Source organism: Arthrobacter sp. CAN_A212 (assembly GCF_015752345.1).
Classification (GTDB): Bacteria; Actinomycetota; Actinomycetes; order Actinomycetales; family Micrococcaceae; genus Arthrobacter_D.
The window spans coordinates 22,191-44,832 of sequence record NZ_JADOUT010000017.1 but is presented as its reverse complement, the minus strand read 5'-3'; the positions used below and the strand labels follow the sequence as shown (position 1 = coordinate 44,832).

General features: G+C 65.1%; 22 protein-coding genes and 1 pseudogene. 15 read left to right on the top strand and 8 right to left on the bottom strand.

Going from position 1 to position 22,642, the window contains the following annotated elements; all coding sequences use genetic code 11:
• Positions 1-202 precede the first annotated feature (202 nt).
• Positions 203-1,189: a hypothetical protein gene (locus tag IWX64_RS12815; RefSeq protein ID WP_196867508.1), complete on the top strand. Its 987-nt coding sequence runs from the start codon at positions 203-205 to the stop codon at positions 1,187-1,189.
• 132 nt (positions 1,190-1,321) lie between these two features.
• Here the strand turns inward: IWX64_RS12815 and purU are convergent, their stop codons facing one another.
• Positions 1,322-2,185, bottom strand: a complete 864-nt coding sequence (gene purU / locus IWX64_RS12810) for a formyltetrahydrofolate deformylase (protein ID WP_196867507.1) — start codon at positions 2,183-2,185, stop codon at positions 1,322-1,324.
• Positions 2,186-2,475: 290 nt separating this feature from the next.
• Here purU and glyA point away from each other — a divergent pair, with 290 nt between their 5' ends.
• From glyA to IWX64_RS12780, 6 genes are all read left to right on the top strand, one after another.
• Entirely contained in the window at positions 2,476-3,783 is a 1,308-nt protein-coding gene (gene glyA, locus IWX64_RS12805; RefSeq protein ID WP_395939846.1) for a serine hydroxymethyltransferase, read from the top strand.
• Positions 3,777-3,929 carry a hypothetical protein gene (locus tag IWX64_RS12800; RefSeq protein WP_196867506.1) on the top strand — a complete coding sequence of 51 codons (153 nt, stop codon included), beginning with the start codon at positions 3,777-3,779 and terminating at the stop codon, positions 3,927-3,929. The genes glyA and IWX64_RS12800 overlap by 7 nt, the downstream gene beginning before the upstream one ends.
• The gene (locus IWX64_RS12795; protein WP_196867505.1) at positions 3,926-4,855 is read left to right on the top strand and encodes a bifunctional methylenetetrahydrofolate dehydrogenase/methenyltetrahydrofolate cyclohydrolase; all 930 of its coding nucleotides are present in this window, start codon (positions 3,926-3,928) and stop codon (positions 4,853-4,855) included. Before IWX64_RS12800 ends, IWX64_RS12795 begins: the two co-directional genes overlap by 4 nt.
• A gap of 138 nt (positions 4,856-4,993) precedes the next feature.
• Positions 4,994-5,935 carry an ABC transporter ATP-binding protein gene (locus IWX64_RS12790; protein WP_196867504.1) on the top strand — a complete coding sequence of 314 codons (942 nt, stop codon included), beginning with the start codon at positions 4,994-4,996 and terminating at the stop codon, positions 5,933-5,935.
• Positions 5,928-6,830, top strand: coding sequence for an ABC transporter permease (locus tag IWX64_RS12785; RefSeq protein ID WP_196867503.1), 903 nt, complete (start codon positions 5,928-5,930; stop codon positions 6,828-6,830). Before IWX64_RS12790 ends, IWX64_RS12785 begins: the two co-directional genes overlap by 8 nt.
• Positions 6,827-7,696, top strand: a complete 870-nt coding sequence (locus IWX64_RS12780; protein ID WP_245345728.1) for an ABC transporter permease — start codon at positions 6,827-6,829, stop codon at positions 7,694-7,696. The genes IWX64_RS12785 and IWX64_RS12780 overlap by 4 nt, the downstream gene beginning before the upstream one ends.
• Before the next feature lie 116 nt (positions 7,697-7,812).
• On the opposite strand, the gene IWX64_RS17065 is transcribed toward IWX64_RS12780, so the two are convergent.
• Together IWX64_RS17065 and IWX64_RS12770 are read right to left on the bottom strand one after the other, a co-directional pair.
• Positions 7,813-8,508 (bottom strand): class F sortase, encoded by a 696-nt coding sequence (locus tag IWX64_RS17065; protein WP_245345727.1) that lies wholly within the window; start codon positions 8,506-8,508, stop codon positions 7,813-7,815.
• Between the two features lie 16 nt (positions 8,509-8,524).
• A complete protein-coding gene (locus tag IWX64_RS12770; protein ID WP_196867502.1) occupies positions 8,525-9,307 on the bottom strand; it encodes a CHRD domain-containing protein in 783 nt (260 codons plus the stop codon).
• 184 nt (positions 9,308-9,491) lie between these two features.
• Between IWX64_RS12770 and IWX64_RS12765 the strand changes: the two genes are divergently transcribed.
• The 5 genes from IWX64_RS12765 (at position 9,492) to IWX64_RS12745 (ending at position 13,689) form a co-directional block, all read left to right on the top strand.
• On the top strand, positions 9,492-10,031 hold the full coding sequence (locus IWX64_RS12765) for a hypothetical protein (protein WP_196867501.1): 540 nt from the start codon (positions 9,492-9,494) through the stop codon (positions 10,029-10,031).
• A 113-nt stretch (positions 10,032-10,144) separates the two neighbouring features.
• Positions 10,145-10,951 carry an exodeoxyribonuclease III gene (locus IWX64_RS12760; RefSeq protein WP_196867541.1) on the top strand — a complete coding sequence of 269 codons (807 nt, stop codon included), beginning with the start codon at positions 10,145-10,147 and terminating at the stop codon, positions 10,949-10,951.
• Between the two features lie 18 nt (positions 10,952-10,969).
• Complete coding sequence (gene trpS, locus IWX64_RS12755; protein WP_196867500.1) at positions 10,970-12,004, top strand: tryptophan--tRNA ligase; 1,035 nt, start codon at positions 10,970-10,972, stop codon at positions 12,002-12,004.
• A gap of 4 nt (positions 12,005-12,008) precedes the next feature.
• A complete protein-coding gene (locus IWX64_RS12750) occupies positions 12,009-12,641 on the top strand; it encodes a 2'-5' RNA ligase family protein (RefSeq protein ID WP_196867499.1) in 633 nt (210 codons plus the stop codon).
• Positions 12,589-13,689: a YihY/virulence factor BrkB family protein gene (locus tag IWX64_RS12745; RefSeq protein WP_196867498.1), complete on the top strand. Its 1,101-nt coding sequence runs from the start codon at positions 12,589-12,591 to the stop codon at positions 13,687-13,689. The genes IWX64_RS12750 and IWX64_RS12745 overlap by 53 nt, the downstream gene beginning before the upstream one ends.
• A gap of 71 nt (positions 13,690-13,760) precedes the next feature.
• On the opposite strand, the pseudogene IWX64_RS12740 reads toward IWX64_RS12745, so the two are convergent.
• The 5 genes and pseudogenes from IWX64_RS12740 to sdhC form a co-directional block, all read right to left on the bottom strand.
• Positions 13,761-15,058 (bottom strand): annotated as a pseudogene (locus tag IWX64_RS12740) (ISL3 family transposase).
• 258 nt (positions 15,059-15,316) lie between these two features.
• Positions 15,317-16,105: a succinate dehydrogenase iron-sulfur subunit gene (locus tag IWX64_RS12735; RefSeq protein ID WP_196867497.1), complete on the bottom strand. Its 789-nt coding sequence runs from the start codon at positions 16,103-16,105 to the stop codon at positions 15,317-15,319.
• Positions 16,105-17,883, bottom strand: a complete 1,779-nt coding sequence (gene sdhA, locus IWX64_RS12730) for a succinate dehydrogenase flavoprotein subunit (protein WP_196867496.1) — start codon at positions 17,881-17,883, stop codon at positions 16,105-16,107. Before sdhA ends, IWX64_RS12735 begins: the two co-directional genes overlap by 1 nt.
• A gap of 61 nt (positions 17,884-17,944) precedes the next feature.
• The gene (locus IWX64_RS12725) at positions 17,945-18,412 is read right to left on the bottom strand and encodes a succinate dehydrogenase hydrophobic membrane anchor subunit (protein ID WP_171586492.1); all 468 of its coding nucleotides are present in this window, start codon (positions 18,410-18,412) and stop codon (positions 17,945-17,947) included.
• 3 nt (positions 18,413-18,415) lie between these two features.
• Positions 18,416-18,793, bottom strand: coding sequence for a succinate dehydrogenase, cytochrome b556 subunit (sdhC, locus tag IWX64_RS12720; RefSeq protein WP_196867495.1), 378 nt, complete (start codon positions 18,791-18,793; stop codon positions 18,416-18,418).
• 274 nt (positions 18,794-19,067) lie between these two features.
• On the opposite strand from sdhC, the gene IWX64_RS12715 reads away from it, so the two are divergent.
• The 3 genes from IWX64_RS12715 (at position 19,068) to IWX64_RS12705 (ending at position 22,642) form a co-directional block, all read left to right on the top strand.
• On the top strand, positions 19,068-20,207 hold the full coding sequence (locus tag IWX64_RS12715) for a mannose-1-phosphate guanylyltransferase (RefSeq protein ID WP_196867494.1): 1,140 nt from the start codon (positions 19,068-19,070) through the stop codon (positions 20,205-20,207).
• 78 nt (positions 20,208-20,285) lie between these two features.
• On the top strand, positions 20,286-21,500 hold the full coding sequence (locus IWX64_RS12710) for an amidohydrolase (RefSeq protein ID WP_196867493.1): 1,215 nt from the start codon (positions 20,286-20,288) through the stop codon (positions 21,498-21,500).
• A 77-nt stretch (positions 21,501-21,577) separates the two neighbouring features.
• Entirely contained in the window at positions 21,578-22,642 is a 1,065-nt protein-coding gene (locus IWX64_RS12705) for an LLM class flavin-dependent oxidoreductase (RefSeq protein WP_334683285.1), read from the top strand.

The window sequence follows — 22,642 nt, the reverse complement described above, 5'->3', positions numbered from 1 at the left end:
CGGCCCGTGCCCAGCCGGTCCTGACCGATTCGGTGAGCAACCTGGACCGGCCGGGTCAAGGTGGGCGTCGGTGAGGAAGATGCTGACCACCGATGTCCAGGTTGCTATCCGAATCGGATCAGACCCTGGATGTTCTGTGCGCATTGTCCACATAGCAGCGGTGGCAGTCCGGGCGGCACTGGTGTCCGGGTTGACTGGAGTCATGACCAGTATCATTTCCATCGTCGACCATCCTTTGGACGAAGCGTGGCCCCGGCAGTTGGCGCGTCGAGCCGCACGCGGGGAGCTGATCAGGATCCGGCTCGGGTGTTATGTCGACGCGTCGGATTGGCGGGACCTCGATGAAGAGGCGCGTTACCGGGTCAAGATCGACGCCGTCGGGCGCACCGCCAGACGCGAACCAGTCTTCGGAGGTGAAACTGCGGGATTGCTCTGGGGGCTGCCGCGACCTGTACTCCCGGCGAAGGTCGAGGTGGTGGTGCCCGTTGCCAGTGGCCGTCGCAGCGCCAACGGGGTGAGCCGGTTGGCGCGGTACCCGGACGAGTTCACAGTCGTCACCTTCGGCGGACGGTATGTCACGGGAAAGGTCGCCACGGCCGTCGAACTGGCTATCCGCTATGACTTCCCCTGGGCGGTGTCAGTCCTGGACCGGCTGCTCAACCAGAAGCCACTCCCACCAGAATCGAGCCCTCGCCCGGTGACAAGAGATGAGGTCAGGAACCGGATTGCCCTGCTGTCGTCTGCACCCAAACGCCGCCGGGCCCTGCATGTGCTGGACTTCGCTGACGGGCAGGCCATGTATCCGGGGGAGTCCCTCAGCAGGGTGCAGATGGCACAACTGGGGTTCCCCGCGCCGGAGCTCCAGCATGAAGTGGTCGACCATACCGGTCGCTCGGCCTGGGTGGATTTCTACTGGAAGGAACAGCGCCTGGTGGGGGAGTTCGATGGAATCGGGAAATATCTCAAGCCCGAATACCTGCAAGGACGGACCACCGCCCAGGCTGTCATCGAGGAGAAGCTCCGCGAGGACAGGATCCGATCCACCGGACTGCAGGTCGTGAGATGGGACTGGTCGACGGCGGTGTCCCCGCCGAAGCTGAAGGCTCTCCTCCTGCAGGCCGGATTACCGTGCAACCCGACAGCCCGCCGTCGTCGGCTCTCCACCGCCCAGCTGCGCCCGAATCGGTGAGCAACCTGGACCGGCCGGGTCAAGGTGGACGTCGGTGAGGAAGATGCTGGCCACGGATGTCCAGGTTGCTATCCGCAGCAGGCGCTGAGCCGGTGGAGAGCTGGTGCTGAGCCGGTGAGAAGCCCCCGGAGCCTAGTTGAAGACGATGGTCCGGCTACCGTCGAGCAGCACCCGGTGCTCGGCGTGCCACTGCACGGCCTGGGTGAGGGTGCGGCCCTCAACATCGCGCCCGATCGCCACAAACTGCTCCGCCGACCGGGCGTGATCCACCCGAATGACCTCCTGCTCGATGATCGGGCCCTCATCCAGGGCAGGCGTCACATAGTGTGCCGTGGCGCCGATCAGCTTGACGCCACGCGCGTGGGCCTGGTGGTAGGGCTTGGCACCCTTGAACGAGGGCAGGAACGAGTGGTGGATGTTGATCGCCCGTCCCACCAGCTCCGAGCACAGCCCGTCGCTGAGGATCTGCATGTACCGGGCGAGGACAACCAGCTCGATGTTGTGCTCCGCGATGACGTCCCGCAGAGCGTCCTCGGCGGACTCCCGGGTCGCTGCGGTGACCGGAATGTGGTGAAACGGGATGCCGTAGAACGCTGCGAGGTCGGCCAGATCGGTGTGGTTGGAGACAATCGCCGGGATCTCGATCGGCAGGGTGCCCGAGCGCTGCTGGAACAGCAGGTCGTTCAGGCAGTGCGCCGACTTCGAGGCGAGGATCAGGGTCCGGGCGGGAGCGCCGTCGTCGTGCAGGGCCCAGGTCATGCCGAATGCCTCGGCTACCGGCGCCAGATGCGCCACGAGCGAGGTGCGCGGAGCCGGAGTGCTCATGGCCACCCGCATGAAGAACGTCCCGGTGTCGGGGCTGCCATACTGCTGCGATTCGGTGATGTTGCAGCCGGAGCTCACCAGCGCCCCGGCGACGGCATGCACAATGCCGGGTTGATCGGCGCAGGAAAGCGTCAGGATGAAGGAAGCCTGGGAGGTGGGGGAGTCAGTCACAAATCAAGCGTACTTCGAATGAAAGCCGCCCCGCGATACACTGAGAAGTGCCGCGACTGGCGTCAGGTGGGTCACCATCAGGAAGCGGCATGCATCGTCATCATCGGTACTTTAGCTAGTTCAGCTACCGACGACGACGGCGCGCAGCGCCGACCACGGATCGCACGCCTGGGACGTATGGTCAAGAACTTGCCCGAGGATGCTTCAGTGTGGCCAAAACACCGGTGCCGGACTGCAGACTCAGCGGGTAGCCTGACCAGTAGCAACACGTCCCCATCCAGGAGTTCACCGTGACCACTTCGCCCCTGCCCGCCACCGCATCAGCCTCCTCGGCGGTCACCAACGCACCCCTGTCCGAGATCGACCCGGAGATCGCCGCCGTCCTGACCGACGAGCTCGCCCGCCAGCGCGACACCCTCGAGATGATCGCCTCCGAAAACTTTGCACCCCGCGCGGTGCTCCAGGCCCAGGGCTCCGTCCTCACCAACAAGTACGCCGAGGGCTACCCCGGCCGCCGCTACTACGGCGGCTGCGAACACGTCGACGTCGCCGAGGGCCTCGCGATCGAGCGGGTCAAGGCCCTGTTCGGCGCCGAGTTCGCCAACGTCCAGCCACACTCCGGTGCGCAGGCCAACGCGGCGGCGCTCGCCGCGATGATCAAGCCCGGCGACAAGATCATGGGCCTGTCCCTGGCACACGGCGGCCACCTGACCCACGGCATGAAGCTCAACTTCTCGGGAAAGCTCTACGAGGTTGCCGCCTACGGCGTTGAGAAAGACACCCACCGCCTCGACATGGACAAGGTCCGCGCCCAGGCCATCGCCGAGAAGCCGCAGGTGATCATTGCCGGCTGGTCCGCCTACCCGCGGCAGCTCGACTTCGCCGCGTTCCGGTCCATCGCCGACGAGGTGGGAGCGCTGCTGTGGACCGACATGGCGCACTTCGCCGGACTCGTTGCAGCCGGTCTGCACCCCAACCCGGTCCCGTACTCCGACGTCGTGACGTCCACGGTGCACAAGACGCTCGCCGGTCCCCGCTCGGGCGTCATCCTGGCGAAGCAGGAGTGGGCCAAGAAGCTCAACTCGGCGGTCTTCCCCGGCCAGCAGGGCGGCCCGCTGATGCACGTCATTGCCGCGAAGGCGACGGCGTTCAAGATCGCCGGATCCCCCGAGTTCAGGGAACGCCAGGAGCGGGTGCTGGCCGGTGCCCGGATCATCGCGGAGCGGCTGACCGCCAGCGACGTCGGCGAACACGGCGTCTCGGTCCTGACCGGCGGCACCGACGTGCACCTGGTGCTGGTGGACCTGCGAGCCTCGCAGCTCGACGGGCAGCAGGCCGAGGATCTGCTGCACTCGATCGGGATCACCGTGAACCGGAACGCTGTCCCGTTTGACCCACGCCCGCCGATGGTCACGTCCGGGCTGCGGATCGGCACCCCGGCGCTGGCCACCCGTGGTTTCGGGGCGGCGCAGTTCACCGAAGTGGCCGACATCATCGCGACCGCGCTGAAGCCCGGTGCCGACGCGGACGCCCTCCGCGCCCGGGTGCTGGCCCTTACCGCCGACTTCCCGCTCTACCCGGAACACGAGCAGTGGTAGAAGACCTCCCGGAGGGTGCGCTGACTTCCGCTGCGGCCGCCTCACCCGACTACGACATTCCTACCGACGAGTGCTGCTTCACCGGTTGCTGCGACCGGGGCAAGGCATTCCTCCTCGAGCAACTGGAAGCTGGCATTACCCCATGAGCCCCGCACAGAACCAGACCGCCCAGAACCAGACCGCCCGGATCCTCGACGGCAAGAAGACCGCCGCCGCTATCCGGTCCGAACTCACCACCCGCATCGGCGCCCTCAAAGAACGGGGCGTCACCCCGGGCCTGGGCACGGTCCTGGTGGGCAATGACCCGGGCAGCCACTCCTACGTTGCCGGAAAGCACCGCGACTGCGAGCAGGTCGGCATCACCTCGGTCCGCCGGGACCTTCCCGCCGATATCTCCCAGGCAGAGCTGGAAAAGGTCATCGACGAGCTGAACGACGACGACGCCACCACCGGCTATATCGTCCAGCTCCCACTCCCGAAGCACCTCGACGCGAACGCCATCCTGGAACGGATGTCCCCGGAGAAGGACGCCGACGGCCTGCACCCCGTCAACCTGGGCAAACTGGTCCTCAACGTGGGCGCCCCGCTCGACTCGCCGCTGCCCTGCACGCCGCACGGCATCGTGGAGCTGCTGCGCCGCCACGGGATCAGCCTTGAGGGAAAGAACGTTCTCGTGGTGGGCCGCGGGATCACCGTCGGTCGCCCCCTGGGGCTGCTGTTGACCCGCCGCGACATCAACGCCACCGTCACCCTCGCCCACACGGGGACGGTCGACCTGCCGCACCTGCTGCGCCAGGCCGATGTAGTGGTCGCCGCCGCAGGCTTCCCCGGCATGATCAAGGCCGCGGATCTCAAGTCCGACGCGATCGTGCTTGACGTCGGGGTCACCCGGGTGGAGGATCCCGAAACCGGCAAGGCGAAGCTGACCGGCGACGTGGAACCCGCCGCTGCGTCGACCGTCGCCTGGCTGTCCCCGAACCCCGGTGGCGTCGGCCCGATGACCCGGGCCATGCTGCTCGCCAACGTGGTGGAGGCCGCCGAGCGGCAGGCTGGCATCGCCGTCCGGGACTAGCCCGTCCGGCATCGCCGTCCGGCACCAGACCGTCCGGGACAAGACCAGCCGGGCGGGGACCGGCAACGCGGACCACTGTTGTCCGCGAAGGAGTGTGGTTGGCTTTTCCCAATGGGTTGTATACCTTAGGCTGAGCAGGTGCCGAACTCACCGTCCCGCGACTACGTCATCTCTGCCCGGAATCTCACCAAGCACTACGGTGACTTCGCGGCGGTCGATGACATCTCCTTCGACGTTCCCGCTGGCGAATCCTTCGGTCTGCTGGGCCCGAACGGGGCCGGTAAATCCACCACGATGCGGATGATCGGGGGAGTGTCGCAGCGCACCTCGGGGGCGTTGACCATCATGGGCCTCGACCCGGAGCAGCACGGCCCGCAGGTGCGGGCCCACCTGGGCGTGGTGCCGCAGCAGGACAACCTCGACGAGGAGCTCCGGGTCCGCGACAACCTCATTGTCTACGGGCGCTACTTCGGGCTGCCCCTGAGCTACCTCAAGCCCAAGGCCGACGAGCTGCTGGAGTTCGCCCAGCTCACCGAGAAAGCGAAATCCAAGGTCGATTCGCTCTCCGGCGGCATGAAGCGCCGGCTGACGATTGCCCGGTCCCTCATCAACGAGCCGAAAATCCTCCTGCTTGATGAACCCACCACGGGCCTGGACCCGCAGGCACGCCACATCCTGTGGGACCGGCTGTTCCGGTTGAAGGAATCGGGGGTGACCCTGATCCTTACCACCCATTACATGGACGAGGCGGAGCAGCTTTGCGACCGGCTGGTAGTGGTGGACAAGGGCAAGATCATGGCGGAGGGGTCGCCGGCGCAGCTGATTCGCGAGCACTCCACCCGCGAGGTGCTCGAGCTCCGGTTCGGCTCCGAACGCAACACCACTGTCGCTGCCGAGCTCCAGGGGATCGGCGACCGGCTCGAGCCGCTGCCCGACCGCGTGCTCATCTACACGCACGACGGCGAAGCGGCCCTCGAGCAGGTAGCCTCCCGCGGCCTGCACCCCATCACGTCCCTGGTGCGGCGCTCCTCGCTGGAGGACGTCTTCCTGCGCCTGACCGGGAGGAGCCTCGTTGACTAACCCACCCAGCCCTCCCGTCGGCGTCGGTCCCGGGTCGGCCCCACCCAATGCCACGGCGACGACGGCGTCACCGCCCCTGCGGGCCCATTCGCCTCAGGTCTCGGCGGACCGGGCGAAACGGTTCGGGTCCTGGTACTACGCCGAACATGCCCTGCGGGTGATGAACGGGTACCGCTGGACGCTCATCGCCTACAGTGTGGGCAACCCGGTGATGTACCTGTTCGCCATGGGGGTTGGCCTGGCCACCCTCGTGGACCAGAACTCGGCGGACGCTTTCGGCGGGGTCAGTTACCTCGCGTTCATCGCGCCGGCCCTGCTCGCGGCGGCCACCATCATGACCGCCGCCACCGAGTTCACCTACCCGGTGATGGATGGCTTCAAATGGCGGCGGGTGTACTACGGTCCACACGCCTCCCCGCTGGCGGTGCACCAGATTGTTAACGGCTACATCATCGCGATCACGCTGCGGCTGGTGCTGATGAGCACCATCTACTTCGGCATCGTTGCAGCGTTTGGCGCCTCGCCGTCGCCGTGGGGATGGGCGGCGGTCCCGGTGGCGGTGCTGTGCGGGCTTTCCTTCGGGCTGCCGCTGATGGCCTACTCGGCGAGCGTCGAGGAGGACAAGGGCCAGTTTGCGCTGGTGATGCGCTTCCTCGTCACGCCGATGTTCCTGTTCTCCGGCACCTTCTTCCCGTTGGACACCCTGCCGATCTTCCTGCAGTGGATCGGGTGGGTTTCACCGCTCTGGCACGGCACCCAACTGGGCCGGATGCTCACCTACGGTTACCCGGTGCCGGCCTGGCTGGCAGTGATCCACCTCGTGTATCTGGTAGCGCTCGCCTTCCTCGGCTGGCGTCTGGCCCGTCGCACCTACGAACGGAGGCTGGGCAAATGATCGAGAACCTGGCCCAGCGATCCGGCCCGTCGTCGGCCCGGCCGCTGACCGACGACGACTACCGGATCACCGCGCACAACCGACGGTTCAGCGCCCTCTACTCCCGCAACGCCAAAGCAGTGATCGCCCGTGGTCTGCGCGCGACCAAGAGCAGCAACTGGCTGATCATGGTCTCGGGCTTCTTCGAGCCGGTGCTCTACCTGATCTCCATGGGGGTGGGGCTCGGTGCACTGGTGGGCGACGTCGTCGGGCCCGGCGGCGAGGAGATCAGCTACGCGGCCTACATCGCTCCGGCCCTGCTGGCCGTCTCGGCGATGAATGGCGCCGTCTACGACTCCACCTGGAACGTGTTCTTCAAGATGAACTTCGCGAAGCTCTACCAGGGCATGCTGTACACCTCGCTGGGGCCGCTGGACGTCGCGATCGGGGAGATCTTCCTGGCCCTGCTGCGCGGGGCCATGTACGCCACCGGGTTCACAGCCGTGATGGGCATGATGGGGTTGATCACCACACCGTGGGCGCTGCTGATGGTGCCGGCGTCGGTGCTGATCGCGTTCGGGTTCGCGTCCTTCGGGATGGGGATCACCAGCTACATGAAGACCTTCCAGCAGATGGACTGGATCAACTTCGTGATGTTGCCGATGTTCCTGTTCTCGGCGACGTTCTACCCGCTGAGCGTGTACCCGCAGGGCATCCAATGGTTCATCCAGGCGCTTCCCCTCTGGCATGGTGTTGAGCTGCTGCGCCAGATCAGCGTCGGCACGTTCACGTCCGCGACGGCGATCCACATTCTCTACTATCTGGTGATGATCCTGATCGGGATGGTGCTGACCACCAGCCGGCTGCGGAAGCTGTTCCTCAAGTAGGTGCGGATGATCGGGGTCCAACACGACAACGGGAGGACGGCGGGATCTTGATCCCGCAGGCCACCCAATCTGCCTCGTGAACTGGTAGCCCTGCTCTGTCAAGCCGTACTGGCCTGCTAGAGGACGAGGGTCGCGTACACCACGTAGTTGTCGTCGAATTCGCCGGTGTCCGGGTTGTACCCGTCGCAGGTGATCAGGCGGAGTTCGGCGGCGTCGGTGTTCCCATAAACCTCAAGGGTGGGGAAGTTGTCCTTCATGTATTGCTCGCCGCGGTCGACGGCGAAGACAGCGGTGGTGCCATCCTCACGGACCACGTTGATCTCGTCGCCGGCTTCCAGGGACCGCAGGTCCGCGAAGACGCCTGGACCGCCGCCGGTCGCATTGACGTGGCCGAGCAGAATTGATGGTCCCCGTTCGCCCGACGTGGGCGACTGGTCATACCAGCTGGCCGGCGCACCCGGGCCTTCGGGTGGCACTTCGAGCGACCCGTTGTCACGCAGTCCCAGGTGGAGCAGTTCGGATCCGGCATCGATCGTCGGGATGTTGAACGACACCGGCTTCGACGCTTCGAGCACAGCGGGAAGCTCCGGCGAGGGTGCGGGTGAGGATGCGGCCGACGGGGTGGGGGTGCCTGACGGTGACGCGGTCGGCGTCGGCGACGCCTCCGGGGGGGCGGCCGAGGTGGGCGCAGCCGAAGACGACTGGTCAGTGCCCTGCGGAGGCGCCTCGGCGCCGCAGGCGGTGAGTATCAAAAGGGCGGTCGCCGCCGAGACCGCAAAGCCTCGACGACGACCGTTTGTAGTGCTGATCATGAAATCAGACTATTCCTTATGCGCGGTTTGCAGCGTTGCGGCGAACCACGTAGGTGCCGCCAGCGGCAGCAGCCAGAACGAGGCCACCTCCGAGGACGAGCGCTCCCATGTTGTTGGTGCTGGACTGTGCAACACCGGTGTCAGCGCCACCTTCAGGCATGGCGCCCATCTGGGCGGCTGTCACAACGCCACACAGTGCAGGCGAGGTTGCGCCCAGTGGCAGGTCAGGAGCGATGTCGCTCTCTGAGTTGAACGCTTCTTCGGTACCGGTTGCGGTAGCTGGGTCGAGTCCGTGGATAACAACCACTGCGGTACCGGCTTCGATGGAATCCAGGGTCTCTGCATTCATCTCGAAGGTGCGCTCGATGGAGTAGCTTCCGCCCTGGCCAGCCAGCTCGAGGTTCAGGCCCTCTGCAGCGCTGGTCTCGCCGCTGGTGGTCAGCGTGGTGAGAATTCCGCCGTAGGCAGGTGCGCCGTCAGAGGTGTTGATGATGCCGTCACCGTTCTCGTCATCCGCCATGGTCGGGCATTCGCCCAGTGCGCCACCGTGAATGTGCTGTACGTGGGGGTACGGAGCGTCCATGAAGGTTTCGGCCAGGCCGGAAACCTGCAGGTTCACAGTCGCCGTCGTATCATCAATGTCCATGGTGTACGTGGCGGTACCAGTGGTGCCGTTGAGCTGGCCGAACGTGGCGGTGTAAGAACCGTCGGCGTGGTCAGCCATTGCTGGTGCACCGGCCATAGCAACCATGCCGAGGGCGAGGGTGGGGACTGCGAGAAGACGCAAGTTCTTATTCATGTGATTTTCCTCCGTAGTGCGAGTATTAGCATGCCAATCATAAGCACACATACTTTTACTTCGGAGTGGTGCGGGTCACGGATGGGTCGGGTTCTGAAAAGAAGTGGAGCGGGCAGCGTTCGCCAACGGTGGAAGCCCACCCTCGAAGTCCCCTAGTTGCGAGAGATTTGCGAGAATGGTCTCTATGAAGCCTCTAGGGAACCAAAAACCTGCAGCAACCGGAGCTCCCACGGGTGCGGGCCGAGGGCTGAGCCTGCGGATGGGCACCATCGGGATGAGCATCATGCTCATCGTGTTCCTCGTGGCGGTGGTCTTCGCCGCGAACCAGAACGATGTAGTCGGCTGGTTGGTGGCGATCATTTCGCTCGGCTGGCTGCTGATCTTCAGTTTCGTGGTGTTCAGCCTTCGGTCGGCGGCACGCAACGCGAGGGCCCGCATTAACGAGGCCCAGCAACAGTTCAACCGCGCCAACGGCATCCCGGACGCCACCACGACCGGCGTCGTCGATGAGGCAACGCTGGCCCGAGATATGAAACTTGACCACAGCTTCAAAATCGTCCAGGTCCAGGTCCGGGTCATCCGCGACCATATGGACGCCGGGAAGTCCAGCGATGAGGAGACAGTTGGTCGGGCGCTCGAAACCATTGAGATCACCTCCCACAACGCGCGCTCGATGATGAAGCGGAACGACGACGGCCCGGTGGAGGGCACTGTTGTCGACTGAGTGCGGCACCAGCTGCCACCCGCGGTTCAACCCCACCGCCAGCGCGCTCCGGTAGGGTTGAACGAGTGAGTTCTACAGCAACCCTTCCCGCCTCCTCTGCCGTGTTGTCCCCCATCAAAGGGGCGGCGCTTCGCGTCGCAACGGTCAACGTCAACGGCATCCGGGCGGCCTACAAACGAGGCATGGCCGACTGGCTGGCCGAGCGTGAGATCGACATCCTCTGCCTGCAGGAGGTGCGGGCGCCCGACGACATCCTGCGGGGACTGCTGGGCGATTCCTGGCATATCATCCACGCCGAAGCGGAGGCGAAGGGCCGCGCCGGCGTCGCGATCGCCTCACGGATGGCGCCATTGGCCACCCGCACCCATATCGGCGATGACTACTTTGCCACGTCCGGCCGCTGGGTCGAGGCCGATTTCGACCTTTCGGGTGTCAGCCTGACCGTCGTCAGCGCCTACGTCCACTCGGGCGAGGTGGACAGCCCCAAGCAGGCCGACAAGTACCGCTTCCTTGATGTGATGTCCGAGCGGCTCCCCGAGCTGCGGCGCACCCGCGACCATGCCCTGCTGGTCGGCGACCTGAACGTGGGACACACCCAGCTCGACATCCGCAACTGGAAGGGCAACCAGAAGAAGGCGGGATTCCTCCCCGAGGAGCGCGCCTACTTCGACAGGTTTTTCGATGACGAGTTCGGGTTTGTCGACGTTCACCGCCGCCTCGCAGGCGAGGTGGACGGACCTTACACCTGGTGGTCCTGGCGCGGCCAGGCCTTCGACAACGACACCGGATGGCGGATTGACTACCACCTCGCCACCCAGGGCCTCGCCGCAGCCGCAGCCGACGCCGTCGTCGACCGAGCACCTTCCTGGGATACGCGATTCTCAGACCATGCCCCGCTGGTAGTGGACTACCGGCTCTAACTTCAGGAATCAACAACCATGACAATCTCCACCACCGGTGCACGGCAGCGGGTCCTCTCCGGCATGCAGCCCTCGGGTGAGTCCCTTCATCTGGGAAACTACCTCGGCGCGCTGGTGCACTGGGTGCGGATGCAGGACGAGTACGAGGCGATTTACTTCATCCCGGACCTGCACGCCATCACGGTGCCCCAGGACCCGGCGGAACTCGCTGAGCGTACCCGCCGTACCGCTGCGCAGTACATCGCTGGCGGGGTGGACGTGGATAAGTGCACCCTGTTTGTGCAGTCCCATGTGCCGGAGCATGCCCAGCTGGGCTGGGTGTTGAACTGCATCACCGGCTTCGGTGAAGCGTCACGGATGACCCAGTTCAAGGACAAGTCCCTGAAACAGGGCGCCGACGCGGCCAGTGTTGGCCTCTTCACCTACCCCATCCTGCAGGCCGCAGATATATTGCTGTACCAGCCGGAGGGCGTTCCGGTGGGGGAGGACCAGCGGCAACACGTCGAACTGAGCCGGGACCTGGCGCAACGCTTCAACTCCCGCTTCGGGGAAGCGTTCGTGGTTCCGAGGCCCTTCATCCAGAAGGAATCGGCCAAGATCTACGACCTGCAGAATCCGACGGCCAAGATGTCGAAGTCTGCCAGCTCGCCGGCAGGCCTGATCAACCTGATGGATGACCCGAAGGTAACCGCCAAACGCATCAAGTCGGCGGTCACCGACACCGGGACGGAGATCCGGTTCGACAGGGAAACCAAGCCAGGGGTGTCCAACCTGCTCTCGATCTACTCGATGCTCACCGGCAAGACCATTGATGAGGTGGTGGGGGAGTTTCAGGGCCGCATGTACGGGCATCTGAAGACCGAGCTGGCCGACGTCGTGGTCGCCCACCTTGATCCCATCCGACTCCGCACCACCGAACTCCTCGACGACCCCGCCGAACTCGATTCCCTCCTCGCCCGCGGTGCGGAGAAGGCGCGCAGCATCGCCTCCGCCACGCTGGCGGATGTGTACGCGAAACTCGGGTTCCTTCCCCCTCTGGGTGGTGCGCGCTAGCGGCATGGACCACAGCATCAGGGCCTCCACCAGCGGTCAGCCGTCACCGGCCGACGGCGAAGCCGCGCCGTCGGCCGGTGGTGTCCGGGAGAGTTGCGTTGGGATAGTCATCGCAGTGCCGGAACCGTTGGCGGCGATCCTCGAACAGTGGCGTGCTGCCTTTGGCGACCCGATGGCCTCCCTGATCCCGGCGCATATCACGCTAGTGACGACCACCCCCGCTTCGGACTGGGCTGAAACCACCGCCCATGTACGTGAGGTAGCCAGGGGGCAGCGGCCGTTCACCGTCACCCTGAAGAGCACCGGGACGTTCCGGCCCGTCTCTCCGGTGGTGTACCTGAACCTGGACGAGGGATTCACCGACTGCGTGGCACTGCACGAGAAACTGCAGTGTGGTCCCCTGGAGCGCACCCTCGAGTTTCCCTTCCACCCGCATGTGACAGTGGCCCACGATGTCAGTACGGCCAGCATGGACTGGGCCGAGAGTCAGCTTGAAGGGTTCGAAGCCTCCTTCACTGTCCGTACTATGGGTCTGTACGAGCATGACTCGTTGGGCATCTGGAGACTGAGGGAAGAGCTGAGCTTTGGCCAAGATCAACACCCGGACCGCAGCCACGGCCCAGGGTCCGCACTATGATGAGCCCCGCCCGGCAGAGCTAGCCCACCTCAAACGCAAGGTCATCGACGCCCGCCGTGACCTGGGCAAGGCGCGGCGCCGGGGGCTCACCGGTCTGGCCCTCGCGGAGCCGACAATCACCTACCTGCTGGCCCGCATCTTCGTGGTCCGCGCCGTCCGGGTGTTCCACCTTTACGTGGTTCGACGGGGTCCGCTCATGGCAGCGGGCATCGCCTACCGGCTGTTCTTCTCCATGGCCTCGCTGCTCCTGGCCGGGTTCTCCATTCTGGGCCTGGTGGTCGCCGGCAATGCACCCCTGCAGAACCTGATCGTCGAGGCGGTGGATGCCACCGCTCCCGGCATCCTCATCATGGAACCCGATGGCCCCGGTCTCGCCACCCCCGAAGCCCTGTTCAACGCCAACGAGGGCCTGACCCTCACCCTGATCGTCTCGACGGTCATCACCCTCATCACCGCGCTGGGCTGGATTGCGGGTGTCCGGCAGGCCATGAGGGGGATTTTCGCGTTACCCCCACTGCTGGTGAATCCCATCCTGCTGCGGATCAAGGACCTGGGGACGCTCCTGGTGCTGGGGGCTGCGATGATCGTGACCACCGCGATCGGCCTCGTGGCCAACACCCTCCTGGACGTGGTGTTCGACTGGCTGGAGTTCGGCGACACAGGCCGGCCCTTCACCCAGCTCGCCGGTATCGTGCTGATGCTGGTGGTGGACTTCGCCGTCGCAGTCATCCTCTTCCGGCGTGCGTCGGGGATTGAGCAGTCCCGTCGGTTGCTCATCCAGTCGTCCCTGATTACCGCGGTCGGAAGCACCGTGCTGCGCACCTTCAGCACCCTGCTCCTCGGCAGTGTTGGCCAAGGCAACCCGTTGCTGGCACCGTTCACCGTCGTCGTCGGCCTGTTCGTCTGGTTCTTCCTGCTCAGCCAGGTCTACCTGCTGGCCGCCGCCTGGGGCGCCATTGGTGCCGCCGATACCGAGGCGGGTCTCACCCCGCGCCACGGCCGGTCGCTGAAGCAGCGCAGCCGCGTCGCCAACCGACAGAAGGGCTAGCGGCATGGCGGTGAACAACCGTCTTCACCGAAAGGACTCTGGTTAAACACCGACTCTGGTTAAGCGGCTCTTCACGAACGAGAGTGTAGTTGAGGTCTGAAGCCGCCTGATTCGAGGAGGCTACGGGCGATGTAATGGGTGAGGTTCCGGAACCCGAGGGCGGAGCCGCGGAGGTGCTCGAGGCGCCCATTAATCGCCTCCGTGGGGCCGTTGCTGGTGCCGGGACGGTCGAAGAACGCGAGCACGTCCGCGGCACGCTGTTTCAGGGTCCTGCCGAGCCGACGGACCTCGGTCAGCGTGTTCGGGACGCCGCTGGTGACCGCGTCGATGACCGCCTGCATCATCTGCTTTCCTCGTCTCTTATCAGGTTCTCGGTACGCGGCGACGATCCGCTGATAGATGCCCCACGTCGCTTCGACCTCGACGTGATCCTCGACCGCGAAGACAGCATTCAGCCGTGCGTTCTGTTTCTCGCTGAGCAGGTCCGCGCCAGTATGCAGGGTCCGCCGCGCCCGATACAGCGGATCCCCGGCCCGCCCCCGATGCCCGAGCGTTGCCTGCTGAATACGTTGCCGGCACCGATTCAACCCGTCGCCGGCAAGCCGCACCACATGGAACGGGTCCATCACAGGGACCGCGTCCGGGAGCTCCTCGCTGGTCGCGGTCTTGAACCCGGTGAACCCATCCATCGCGACCACTTCCACGCCGTCCCGCCAGGCCTGCGGCCGACCCCGGAGCCATTGCTTGAACACCTGCTTGGAGCGGCCCTCGACCATGTCTAGCAGTCGTGCTGGGCCCGTCTTCTTGCGGATTGGCGTCAGATCAATGACCACCGTCACGTATTTGTCGCCGCGACGGGTATGCCGCCACACGTGCTCATCGACCCCGATCGCGGACACGTCGTCGAACCGGGTGGGGTCATCGATCAGCCGACGCTTGCCCTCGCCCAGAACGGCGTCGTTAGCGGCACTCCAAGACCTGCCGCGATACGGGACACGGTCAGGTGGTCGACCACGAGTCCGGTCAGTGCCCACCGCAGTCCGCCACGGGAGATCTTCGCCCGAGACGGGGCCGCCTTCGAGGTGTCCTGCCGCCACACCCGCCGGCATCCCGAGCACTGGTACCGGCGAACCCGTACGAGCAGTGTCGTGGGCCGGTGCCCGAATGGCTCATGCGCCAAACGGCGGATCACCGTGTCCCGTGGCGTGCCCTCGGCCCCGCATTCGCGGCACCACCCGTCCGACTCCACGACACGGCACTTGATCACCGCGCGCTTCGGGTCCAGATGTTGCCCGACGGCCACCAGGCCGAGTTCGTCGAGGCGGCAGAACGTCGTCAGATCAGGGGTCGCGAACGTAGGGTTGAGCACGTCGAGGTCTTTCGGCCGGGATGATCAGTGTGAGAACTTCCATCTTCCGGGAGACCTCGACCCCTACCCCTCCACCGACGCGCACCAAACGCCGTCCACGATGTCCCGAGAGATCACCGAAGGCCGACCACTACACTCTCGTTCGTGAAGAGCCGGTTAAGCAACTCAGGTTAAACAACTCCGATTAAACACCTCTGGCCCGGTCCGCTGGAGAGCGGGACCGGGCCAGAGCCGTTCATGAGGCTGAGCTGAAGTTTCCTAGATCTTGCGGTTCAGGATGGCCTGCTTGACCTCGGCGATGGCCTTGGTCACCTGAATGCCACGGGGGCAAGCCTCGGTGCAGTTGAAGGTGGTGCGGCAACGCCACACACCCTCTTTGTCGTTGAGGATCTCCAGGCGCATGTCGCCGGCGTCGTCGCGGGAGTCGAAGATGAAACGGTGCGCGTTGACGATTGCGGCTGGGCCGAAGTACTGGCCGTCGGTCCAGAACACCGGGCACGAGGACGTGCACGCGGCGCACAGGATGCACTTGGTGGTGTCATCGAAACGTTCGCGCTCCTCGGACGACTGCAGGCGCTCCTTCGTGGGCTCGTGGCCACGGTTGACCAGGAACGGCATGACTTCACGGAAGGACTGGAAGAAAGGCTCCATGTCCACGATGAGGTCCTTCTCCACCGGGAGGCCCTTGATGGGCTCCACCAGGATGGGCTTGGACGTGTCGAGGTCCTTCAGCAGGGTCTTGCAGGCCAACCGGTTTCGGCCGTTGATCCGCATCGCGTCGGACCCGCACACACCGTGGGCGCAGGAGCGACGGAACGTCACGGTACCGTCATGCTCCCACTTGACCTTGTGCAGGGCGTCCAGCACGCGGTCGGTGCCGTACATGGTCAGCTTCCACTCGTCCCAGTGGAACTCGTCGGAAACCTCCGGGTTGTAGCGGCGTACCTTGAGGGTGATGTCGAACGTCGGGATTTCCCCGCCGCCGCCAATCCCCGGTGCGAGGTCGATCTTGGAGGCTGGTTCTCTTTCGACTGTTTCTGTGCTCATTAGTACTTACGCTCCATGGGCTGGTAACGGGTAAACACAACCGGCTTGGTTTTCAGGCGCACGCCGGAGGTTTCGGTGGCCGTCGGATCCAGGTAGGCCATCGAGTGGGTCAGGTAGTTCTCGTCGTCCCGGTCGGGGAAGTCCTCGCGGAAGTGCCCGCCGCGGGATTCCTTGCGGTGCAGGGCGGCGGCGGTCATGACCTTGGCCATGTCGAGCAGGAAGCCCAGTTCCACTGCTTCCAGCAGGTCCAGGTTGAACCGTTTCCCCTTGTCCTGGACGGTGACGTGCTTGTACCGCTCTTCCAGGCCGTCGATGACGCTGAGCGCCTCGAGCAGGGTTTCCTCGGTGCGGAACACCTGGACGTTGGCATCCATGATGTCCTGCAGTTCCTTGCGGATCTGTGCCACCCGCTCGCCACCTTCGGAGCTGCGCATCGTGTCGAGCAGCGACTCGGTTTCGGTGAGCGGGTTCTCGGGGATTTCCACGAAGTCGGCGGTCAATGCGTACTCCGCCGCGTAGATGCCTGCGCGCTTGCCGAACACGTTGATGTCCAACAGTGAGTTGGTGCCCAGACGGTTTGATCCGTGCACCGACACGCATGCCACCTCACCGGCGGCGTACAGGCCCGGCACAATGGTGTCGTTGTCCTGCAGCACCTCGGCCTTGATGTTGGTGGGGATGCCGCCCATCGCGTAGTGGGCGGTGGGGAAGACGGGCACCGGCTCGGTGTACGGCTCGACGCCGAGATAGGTGCGCGCAAACTCGGTGATGTCCGGGAGTTTCGCGTCGATGTGTGCCGGCTCCAGGTGGGTGAGGTCCAAGAGGACGTAATCCTTGTTCGGTCCGCAGCCGCGCCCTTCCCGTACCTCGTTGGCCATCGAGCGGGCCACAATGTCACGGGGAGCCAGGTCCTTGATGGTGGGGGCGTACCGTTCCATGAACCGCTCGCCCTCGGAGTTACGCAGGATCGCGCCCTCGCCGCGGGCGGCTTCGGAGAGCAGGATGCCCAGACCGGCCAGGCCGGTTGGGTGGAACTGGAAGAACTCCATGTCCTCCAGGGGGATGCCCCGGCGGAACGCGATGCCCATTCCGTCACCGGTGAGGGTGTGTGCGTTGGAGGTGGTCTTGTAGACCTTACCCACACCGCCCGAGGCGAAGACGATCGACTTGGCCTGGAACACGTGCAGCTCGCCGGTTGCCAGGTCGTAGGTGACGACGCCGGCTACCCGGGTCTGCAACTTGGTGACCCCGTCGACGGTGACTTCTTCCTGAACGGTCAGCAGGTCGAGCACGTAGTACTCGTTGTAGAACTCGACGTTGTGCTTGACGCAGTTTTGGTAGAGGGTCTGCAGGATCATGTGTCCGGTGCGGTCGGCTGCGTAGCAGGAGCGGCGTACCGGGGCTTTGCCATGGTCACGGGTGTGGCCGCCGAAGCGGCGCTGGTCGATCCGGCCCTCGGGGGTGCGGTTGAAGGGCAGCCCCATTTTCTCGAGGTCCAGCACGGCGTCGATGGCCTCCTTGGCCATCACCTCCGCCGCGTCCTGGTCAACCAGATAGTCGCCGCCCTTGACCGTGTCAAAGGTGTGCCATTCCCAGTTGTCTTCTTCGACATTGGCCAGAGCCGCGCACATGCCGCCCTGCGCCGCCCCGGTGTGGGAGCGGGTGGGGTACAGCTTGGTCAGAACTGCGGTCCGCGCACGTTGCCCGGATTCGATGGCGGCGCGCATACCGGCGCCGCCGGCACCCACGATAACGACGTCGTACTTGTGGACCTGCATACGTGTTGCTCTTTCTGTTGTAACCGGACGGCCGCGCCGGCGGCCTGATGCGTCGAGAGCCCTACGGAGCCGGGCAGTATGGCGCTACGTGCGCCACGCCGTCGATCACGGGGCACGGATCAAAGGTGAAAATCACCAGGGTGCCGAGCACGATGATGACAACGGTGGAGGCGTAGAGCACGCTCTTGAGCCAGAACCGGGTCGAGTCCTTCTCCGCGTAGTCGTTGATGATGGTCCGCACACCGTTGGTGCCGTGCAGCATTGCCAGCCACAGCATCACCAGGTCCCAGATCTGCCACACCGGATCAGCCCACTTGCCGGCCACGAAACCGAAGTCGACGCCCTTGATGCCATCGCCGTCGATCAGTGAAGTCCACAGGTGGACGAAGATCAGGACCACCAGGATGATGCCTGAGACCCGCATGAACAGCCAGGCCAACATCTCAAAGTTGCCCTTGCTGGCACCGGTACGGGTGTACTCCGGCGCAACGCGCCCGGAGCGGGGACTTTCAATTACTGGATTAGCCATGGCTTAGCCTCCAAAGACAACTGAGAGGTGACGGATGGAGAACGCGACCATGGTGACGGCCCACAGCCCGATGACGCCCCAGAGCAGCTGACGCTGGTACTTGGGCCCCTTTTTCCAGAAGTCGATCAGGATGACGCGGAGCCCGTTGAACGCGTGGAACACGATGGCTGCCACCAAACCCAGTTCGCCCAGGCCCATGATGGGGTTTTTGTAGGATTCGATCACTGCGTCATAAGCCTCGGGGGACACGCGCACCAAAGAGGTGTCAAGCACATGAACCAGGAGGAAGAAGAAGATCACTACTCCGGTAATACGATGGGCTACCCATGACCACATGCCCTCACGGCCGCGGTAGAGGGTGCCCGCTGGTATCTTCGACACTGAAATAACCTCCCCTGCACGCCCGGCGTATGCATGTCTCCCACGCAGAAAGACGCCGATGCGAAAGCACTCTTCACTTGATCCTAATGTAGGCTCCGTCACCCGTGGGTTCAATTTAGGCTTCCCTACGCTGTGACATTCTTAACAGGCGCTAAAGTGACGCTTCACCTGCACCCCGTTTTTGGCTCGTGGCGGGTGCGGTTCGGGGGCCGATCGGCGGTCGGAGCCGCTCTGCGGCCCGCCGAATTCACCATCGTGCACTAACGTGGAGGCGATGACTACGCAGCGGGCTGGTGCCCAAAATTCGACCGAGGCGCTTGAGCGCTTCTACGGTGTGATCCCCGCCGGTGGAGTGGGGACGCGCCTGTGGCCGCTCTCCCGTGCGGCCGCGCCCAAGTTCCTGCACGACCTCACCGGTTCCGGCAGCACCCTCATCCGCGCCACCTATGATCGGCTGGGCCCGCTCAGCGGTGACCGCATCATGGTGGTCACCGGTAAGGTGCACCGCACGGCGGTCCTGAAGCAGATCCCCGAGATCCAGGACTCCAACCTGGTGCTTGAGAGCGAACCGAAAGACTCCGCCGCCGCCGTCGGCCTCGCCGCTGCCATCCTGTACCAGCGGGACCCGGACATCATTATGGGCTCGTTCGCCGCCGACCAGGTAATCACTCCGGTGGAGGTGTTCCAGGACGCGGTGCGCGAAGCGATCCACACAGCGGCCCAGGGTTATATCGTCACCATCGGCATCAAGCCCACCCTTCCCGCCACTGGTTTCGGCTATATCCGCGCCGGGGAGCGGCTCGAGATCGAGGGTGCCCCGAGCGCCCACGCGGTGATCGAATTCGTGGAGAAGCCGTCCGAGGAAGTGGCCCAGGGGTACCTCGAATCCGGAAAGTACAGCTGGAACGCCGGAATGTTCGTGGCCCCGGTGGCGCTCATGCTCCGCCACCTCGAAGCCAACGAGCCCATCCTTCATGCCGGGCTGACCGAAATTGCGCAGGCCTGGGATACCCCGAACCGGGTTGAGGTGGCCCGCCGGGTCTGGCCCACCCTGCCGAAGATCGCCATCGACTACGCGGTCGCCGAACCGGCCGCCGCGGCTGGTGACGTGGCGATGATCCCCGGCAACTTCAGCTGGGACGACGTCGGCGATTTCGCCGCCATCGGCCGGCTGAATCCCGCCATCGAGAACTCGAAGCTGACCGTGATGGGCGAGGGGGCCCGGGTGTTCTCCGACAACGCTTCGGGGATCGTGGTTTCCGACACGAAGCGGGTGATCGCCCTGATTGGGATTGACGACGTCGTCATCGTCGACACCCCCGACGCACTGCTGGTCACCACCAAGGAGCACGCGCAGGAAGTCAAGAAGGCCGTCGAGCACCTGCGTGCCAGCGGCGAGATCGACGTCCTCTAACAACCCGCTAGCCATCCTTCCCGCTTAACCCAACTGCACAGTTCAAGAGTGCGGACCGGCTGTGGCTAGGCTGGAGGGGTGCAAACCAACAGCAGTGCGCCAACCAATCCCGCAGCAGCCCCTTCCATCGGCGTGTGGCTTGCCCCCCTGCTGGAGGATCTGACCCTTTTCCGGCGGGATCTGCACATGCACCCCGAACTGTCGCACAAGGAACACCGCACCACCGACCGGCTCGTGGAGCGGCTGGAGGCAGCGGGCCTGACACCCCAGCGGCTCGAATACACGGGATTATTCGTCGACATCGGCTCCGGTCCCATCAAGTTGGGGTTGCGCGCGGATATTGACGCGTTGCCGGTGCTGGAGGAGACGGGGCTGGCCTACGAGTCGTCGTCGACCGGTATTGCCCACGCCTGCGGTCACGACATCCACGCGACGGTGATGCTCGGGGTGGCGCTGGTGCTCGCACGGATGAACGACGACGAGCCGCTGGGCGGGCGCATCCGGGTCATCTTCCAGCCCGCTGAGGAAATGATGCCCGGCGGCGCCCTGGAAGTCATCGAGCAGGGAGTGCTCCGCGACGTGCCACGGATCGTGGCACTGCACTGCGACCCGCATATCGACGTCGGCCTGGTGGGGACCCGGATCGGGGCCATCACGTCGGCGTCTGACACCGTCCGGGTGGAACTGACCGGGAGGGGAGGTCACACGTCGCGGCCGCACCTCACCGAGGACCTGGTGTTCGCGCTCGCCAACATTGCTGTCAACGTGCCAGCCGTGCTGTCCCGGCGGATCGACGTCCGCAGTGCCGTGTCGGTGGTGTGGGGCCAGATCCATGCCGGCAGTGCGCCCAACGCCATTCCCGGCCACGGCTTCATGTCCGGCACCATGCGTTGCCTCGACGGTGAGGCCTGGGAAGCCGCGGGTGACCTCCTCGACAGCACCGTCCGGCAGATTGCCGCTCCTTTCGGGGTGGACGTCCATCTGGAACACACCCGCGGAGTGCCGCCCGTGATCAACACCGAAGCGGAAACCGGACTGCTGGAAGCCGCGGCGCGCGCGGAACTCGGACCGGACGCCGTCGTCCTCACGCCTCAGTCAATGGGCGGTGAGGATTTCGCCTGGATGACCCAGGAGGTGCCCGGCGCCATGATGCGCCTCGGGACGCGCACACCGAACGGGGAGACCTACGACCTGCACCGGGGCGACTACAACCCCGACGAGCAGGCGATTGGCTGCGGCGTCCGGGTGATGGCCAACGCCGCACTGCGCGCGATCAGGGGAGTGCGCCACTAGCGGGTTTCCGATTAACATCCTGCGCTGGCTGGTGACTCGGTTGGAATAGAGCCGGTGCCCGAAAGGTTAGCCCCAGTGTGAGTACATCAGTGAATACCCGTCCGCCCCTGTCAGTCCTCGACCTTGCCACCGTCGGTGCCGGAAAGTCGTCGGGGGACGCCCTCGCCGACAGCACCACCCTCGCGCAGGCCGCTGACCGGCTGGGCTACCGACGGTTCTGGGTCGCCGAACACCACAACATGCCGGCAGTGGCATCCACCTCCCCGCCCGTCCTGATGGCCCACCTGGCGTCACAGACCGAACGCATCCGGCTCGGCTCCGGGGGAGTGATGCTCCCCAATCATGCGCCGTTCGTGGTCGCTGAACAGTTCGCACTTCTTGAGGCGCTGTACCCGGACCGGATCGACCTGGGCATCGGCAGGGCGCCCGGCACGGATCAGGCTACGGCCATGGCGCTCCGGCGGCAGGCCGGGGGCCTGGGCGTCGAGGAATTCCCGCAGCATGTCCTGCAGGTGATGAGCCTGCTGGGCGACCACCGGTCAACGGATCAGGCATTGAACCTGGTCGCCACACCGTCGGCCTCCAGCTACCCCGAGGTCTGGCTGCTCGGTTCCAGCGGATACTCGGCGCAGCTGGCAGGCATGCTGGGACTGCGCTACAGCTACGCGCACCACTTCGGCAACGAGGATCCCGCAGCGGTGATGAACCTGTACCGGTCCAACTTCCAGCCCTCACCCGTGCTCGATGAGCCGTACGCGATGCTCGCCACCTCGGCGCTGACCGCTGACACCGAGGAAGAAGCTGACTATTTGGCTGGCCCGGCCCGCATCATGGCGTTGGCCCTGCGCTCCGGCAAACTGGGTCCCATCGTCTCGCCGGAGGAGGCAGCTGCCAGGGAACTCTCCGATCAGGAGCTGATGGTGCTGGAGCACCTCCCCGCCATCAAGGCGGTCGGCACCCCGGAACAGGCGACCGGGCGGCTTGACGCACTGGTGCAGCAGACCGGAGCCAATGAACTGATGATCACCGGGACCACCTACGAGGTTGCGTCGCGGGTGGCATCTCTCGAAGCGCTCAGCGTGGCGTGGGGACGTGAGGTTTCCAATGGAATACCGGTTGGTAACAAATCCCGAACAATGTGA

Bases quoted from the DNA above. Each gene is read 5' to 3' on its own strand.
- IWX64_RS12815 (WP_196867508.1), top strand. From the start codon at position 203: ATGACCAGTATCATTTCCATCGTCGACCATCCTTTGGACGAAGCGTGG.
- IWX64_RS12715 (WP_196867494.1), top strand. From the start codon at position 19,068: ATGACTACGCAGCGGGCTGGTGCCCAAAATTCGACCGAGGCGCTTGAG.
- IWX64_RS12795 (WP_196867505.1), top strand. From the start codon at position 3,926: ATGAGCCCCGCACAGAACCAGACCGCCCAGAACCAGACCGCCCGGATC.
- sdhA (WP_196867496.1), bottom strand. From the start codon at position 17,883: ATGCAGGTCCACAAGTACGACGTCGTTATCGTGGGTGCCGGCGGCGCC.
- IWX64_RS17065 (WP_245345727.1), bottom strand. From the start codon at position 8,508: ATGATCAGCACTACAAACGGTCGTCGTCGAGGCTTTGCGGTCTCGGCG.
- IWX64_RS12770 (WP_196867502.1), bottom strand. From the start codon at position 9,307: ATGAATAAGAACTTGCGTCTTCTCGCAGTCCCCACCCTCGCCCTCGGC.
- trpS (WP_196867500.1), top strand. From the start codon at position 10,970: ATGACAATCTCCACCACCGGTGCACGGCAGCGGGTCCTCTCCGGCATG.
- IWX64_RS12735 (WP_196867497.1), bottom strand. From the start codon at position 16,105: ATGAGCACAGAAACAGTCGAAAGAGAACCAGCCTCCAAGATCGACCTC.
- IWX64_RS12780 (WP_245345728.1), top strand. From the start codon at position 6,827: ATGATCGAGAACCTGGCCCAGCGATCCGGCCCGTCGTCGGCCCGGCCG.
- IWX64_RS12725 (WP_171586492.1), bottom strand. From the start codon at position 18,412: ATGGCTAATCCAGTAATTGAAAGTCCCCGCTCCGGGCGCGTTGCGCCG.
- IWX64_RS12765 (WP_196867501.1), top strand. From the start codon at position 9,492: ATGAAGCCTCTAGGGAACCAAAAACCTGCAGCAACCGGAGCTCCCACG.
- IWX64_RS12750 (WP_196867499.1), top strand. From the start codon at position 12,009: ATGGACCACAGCATCAGGGCCTCCACCAGCGGTCAGCCGTCACCGGCC.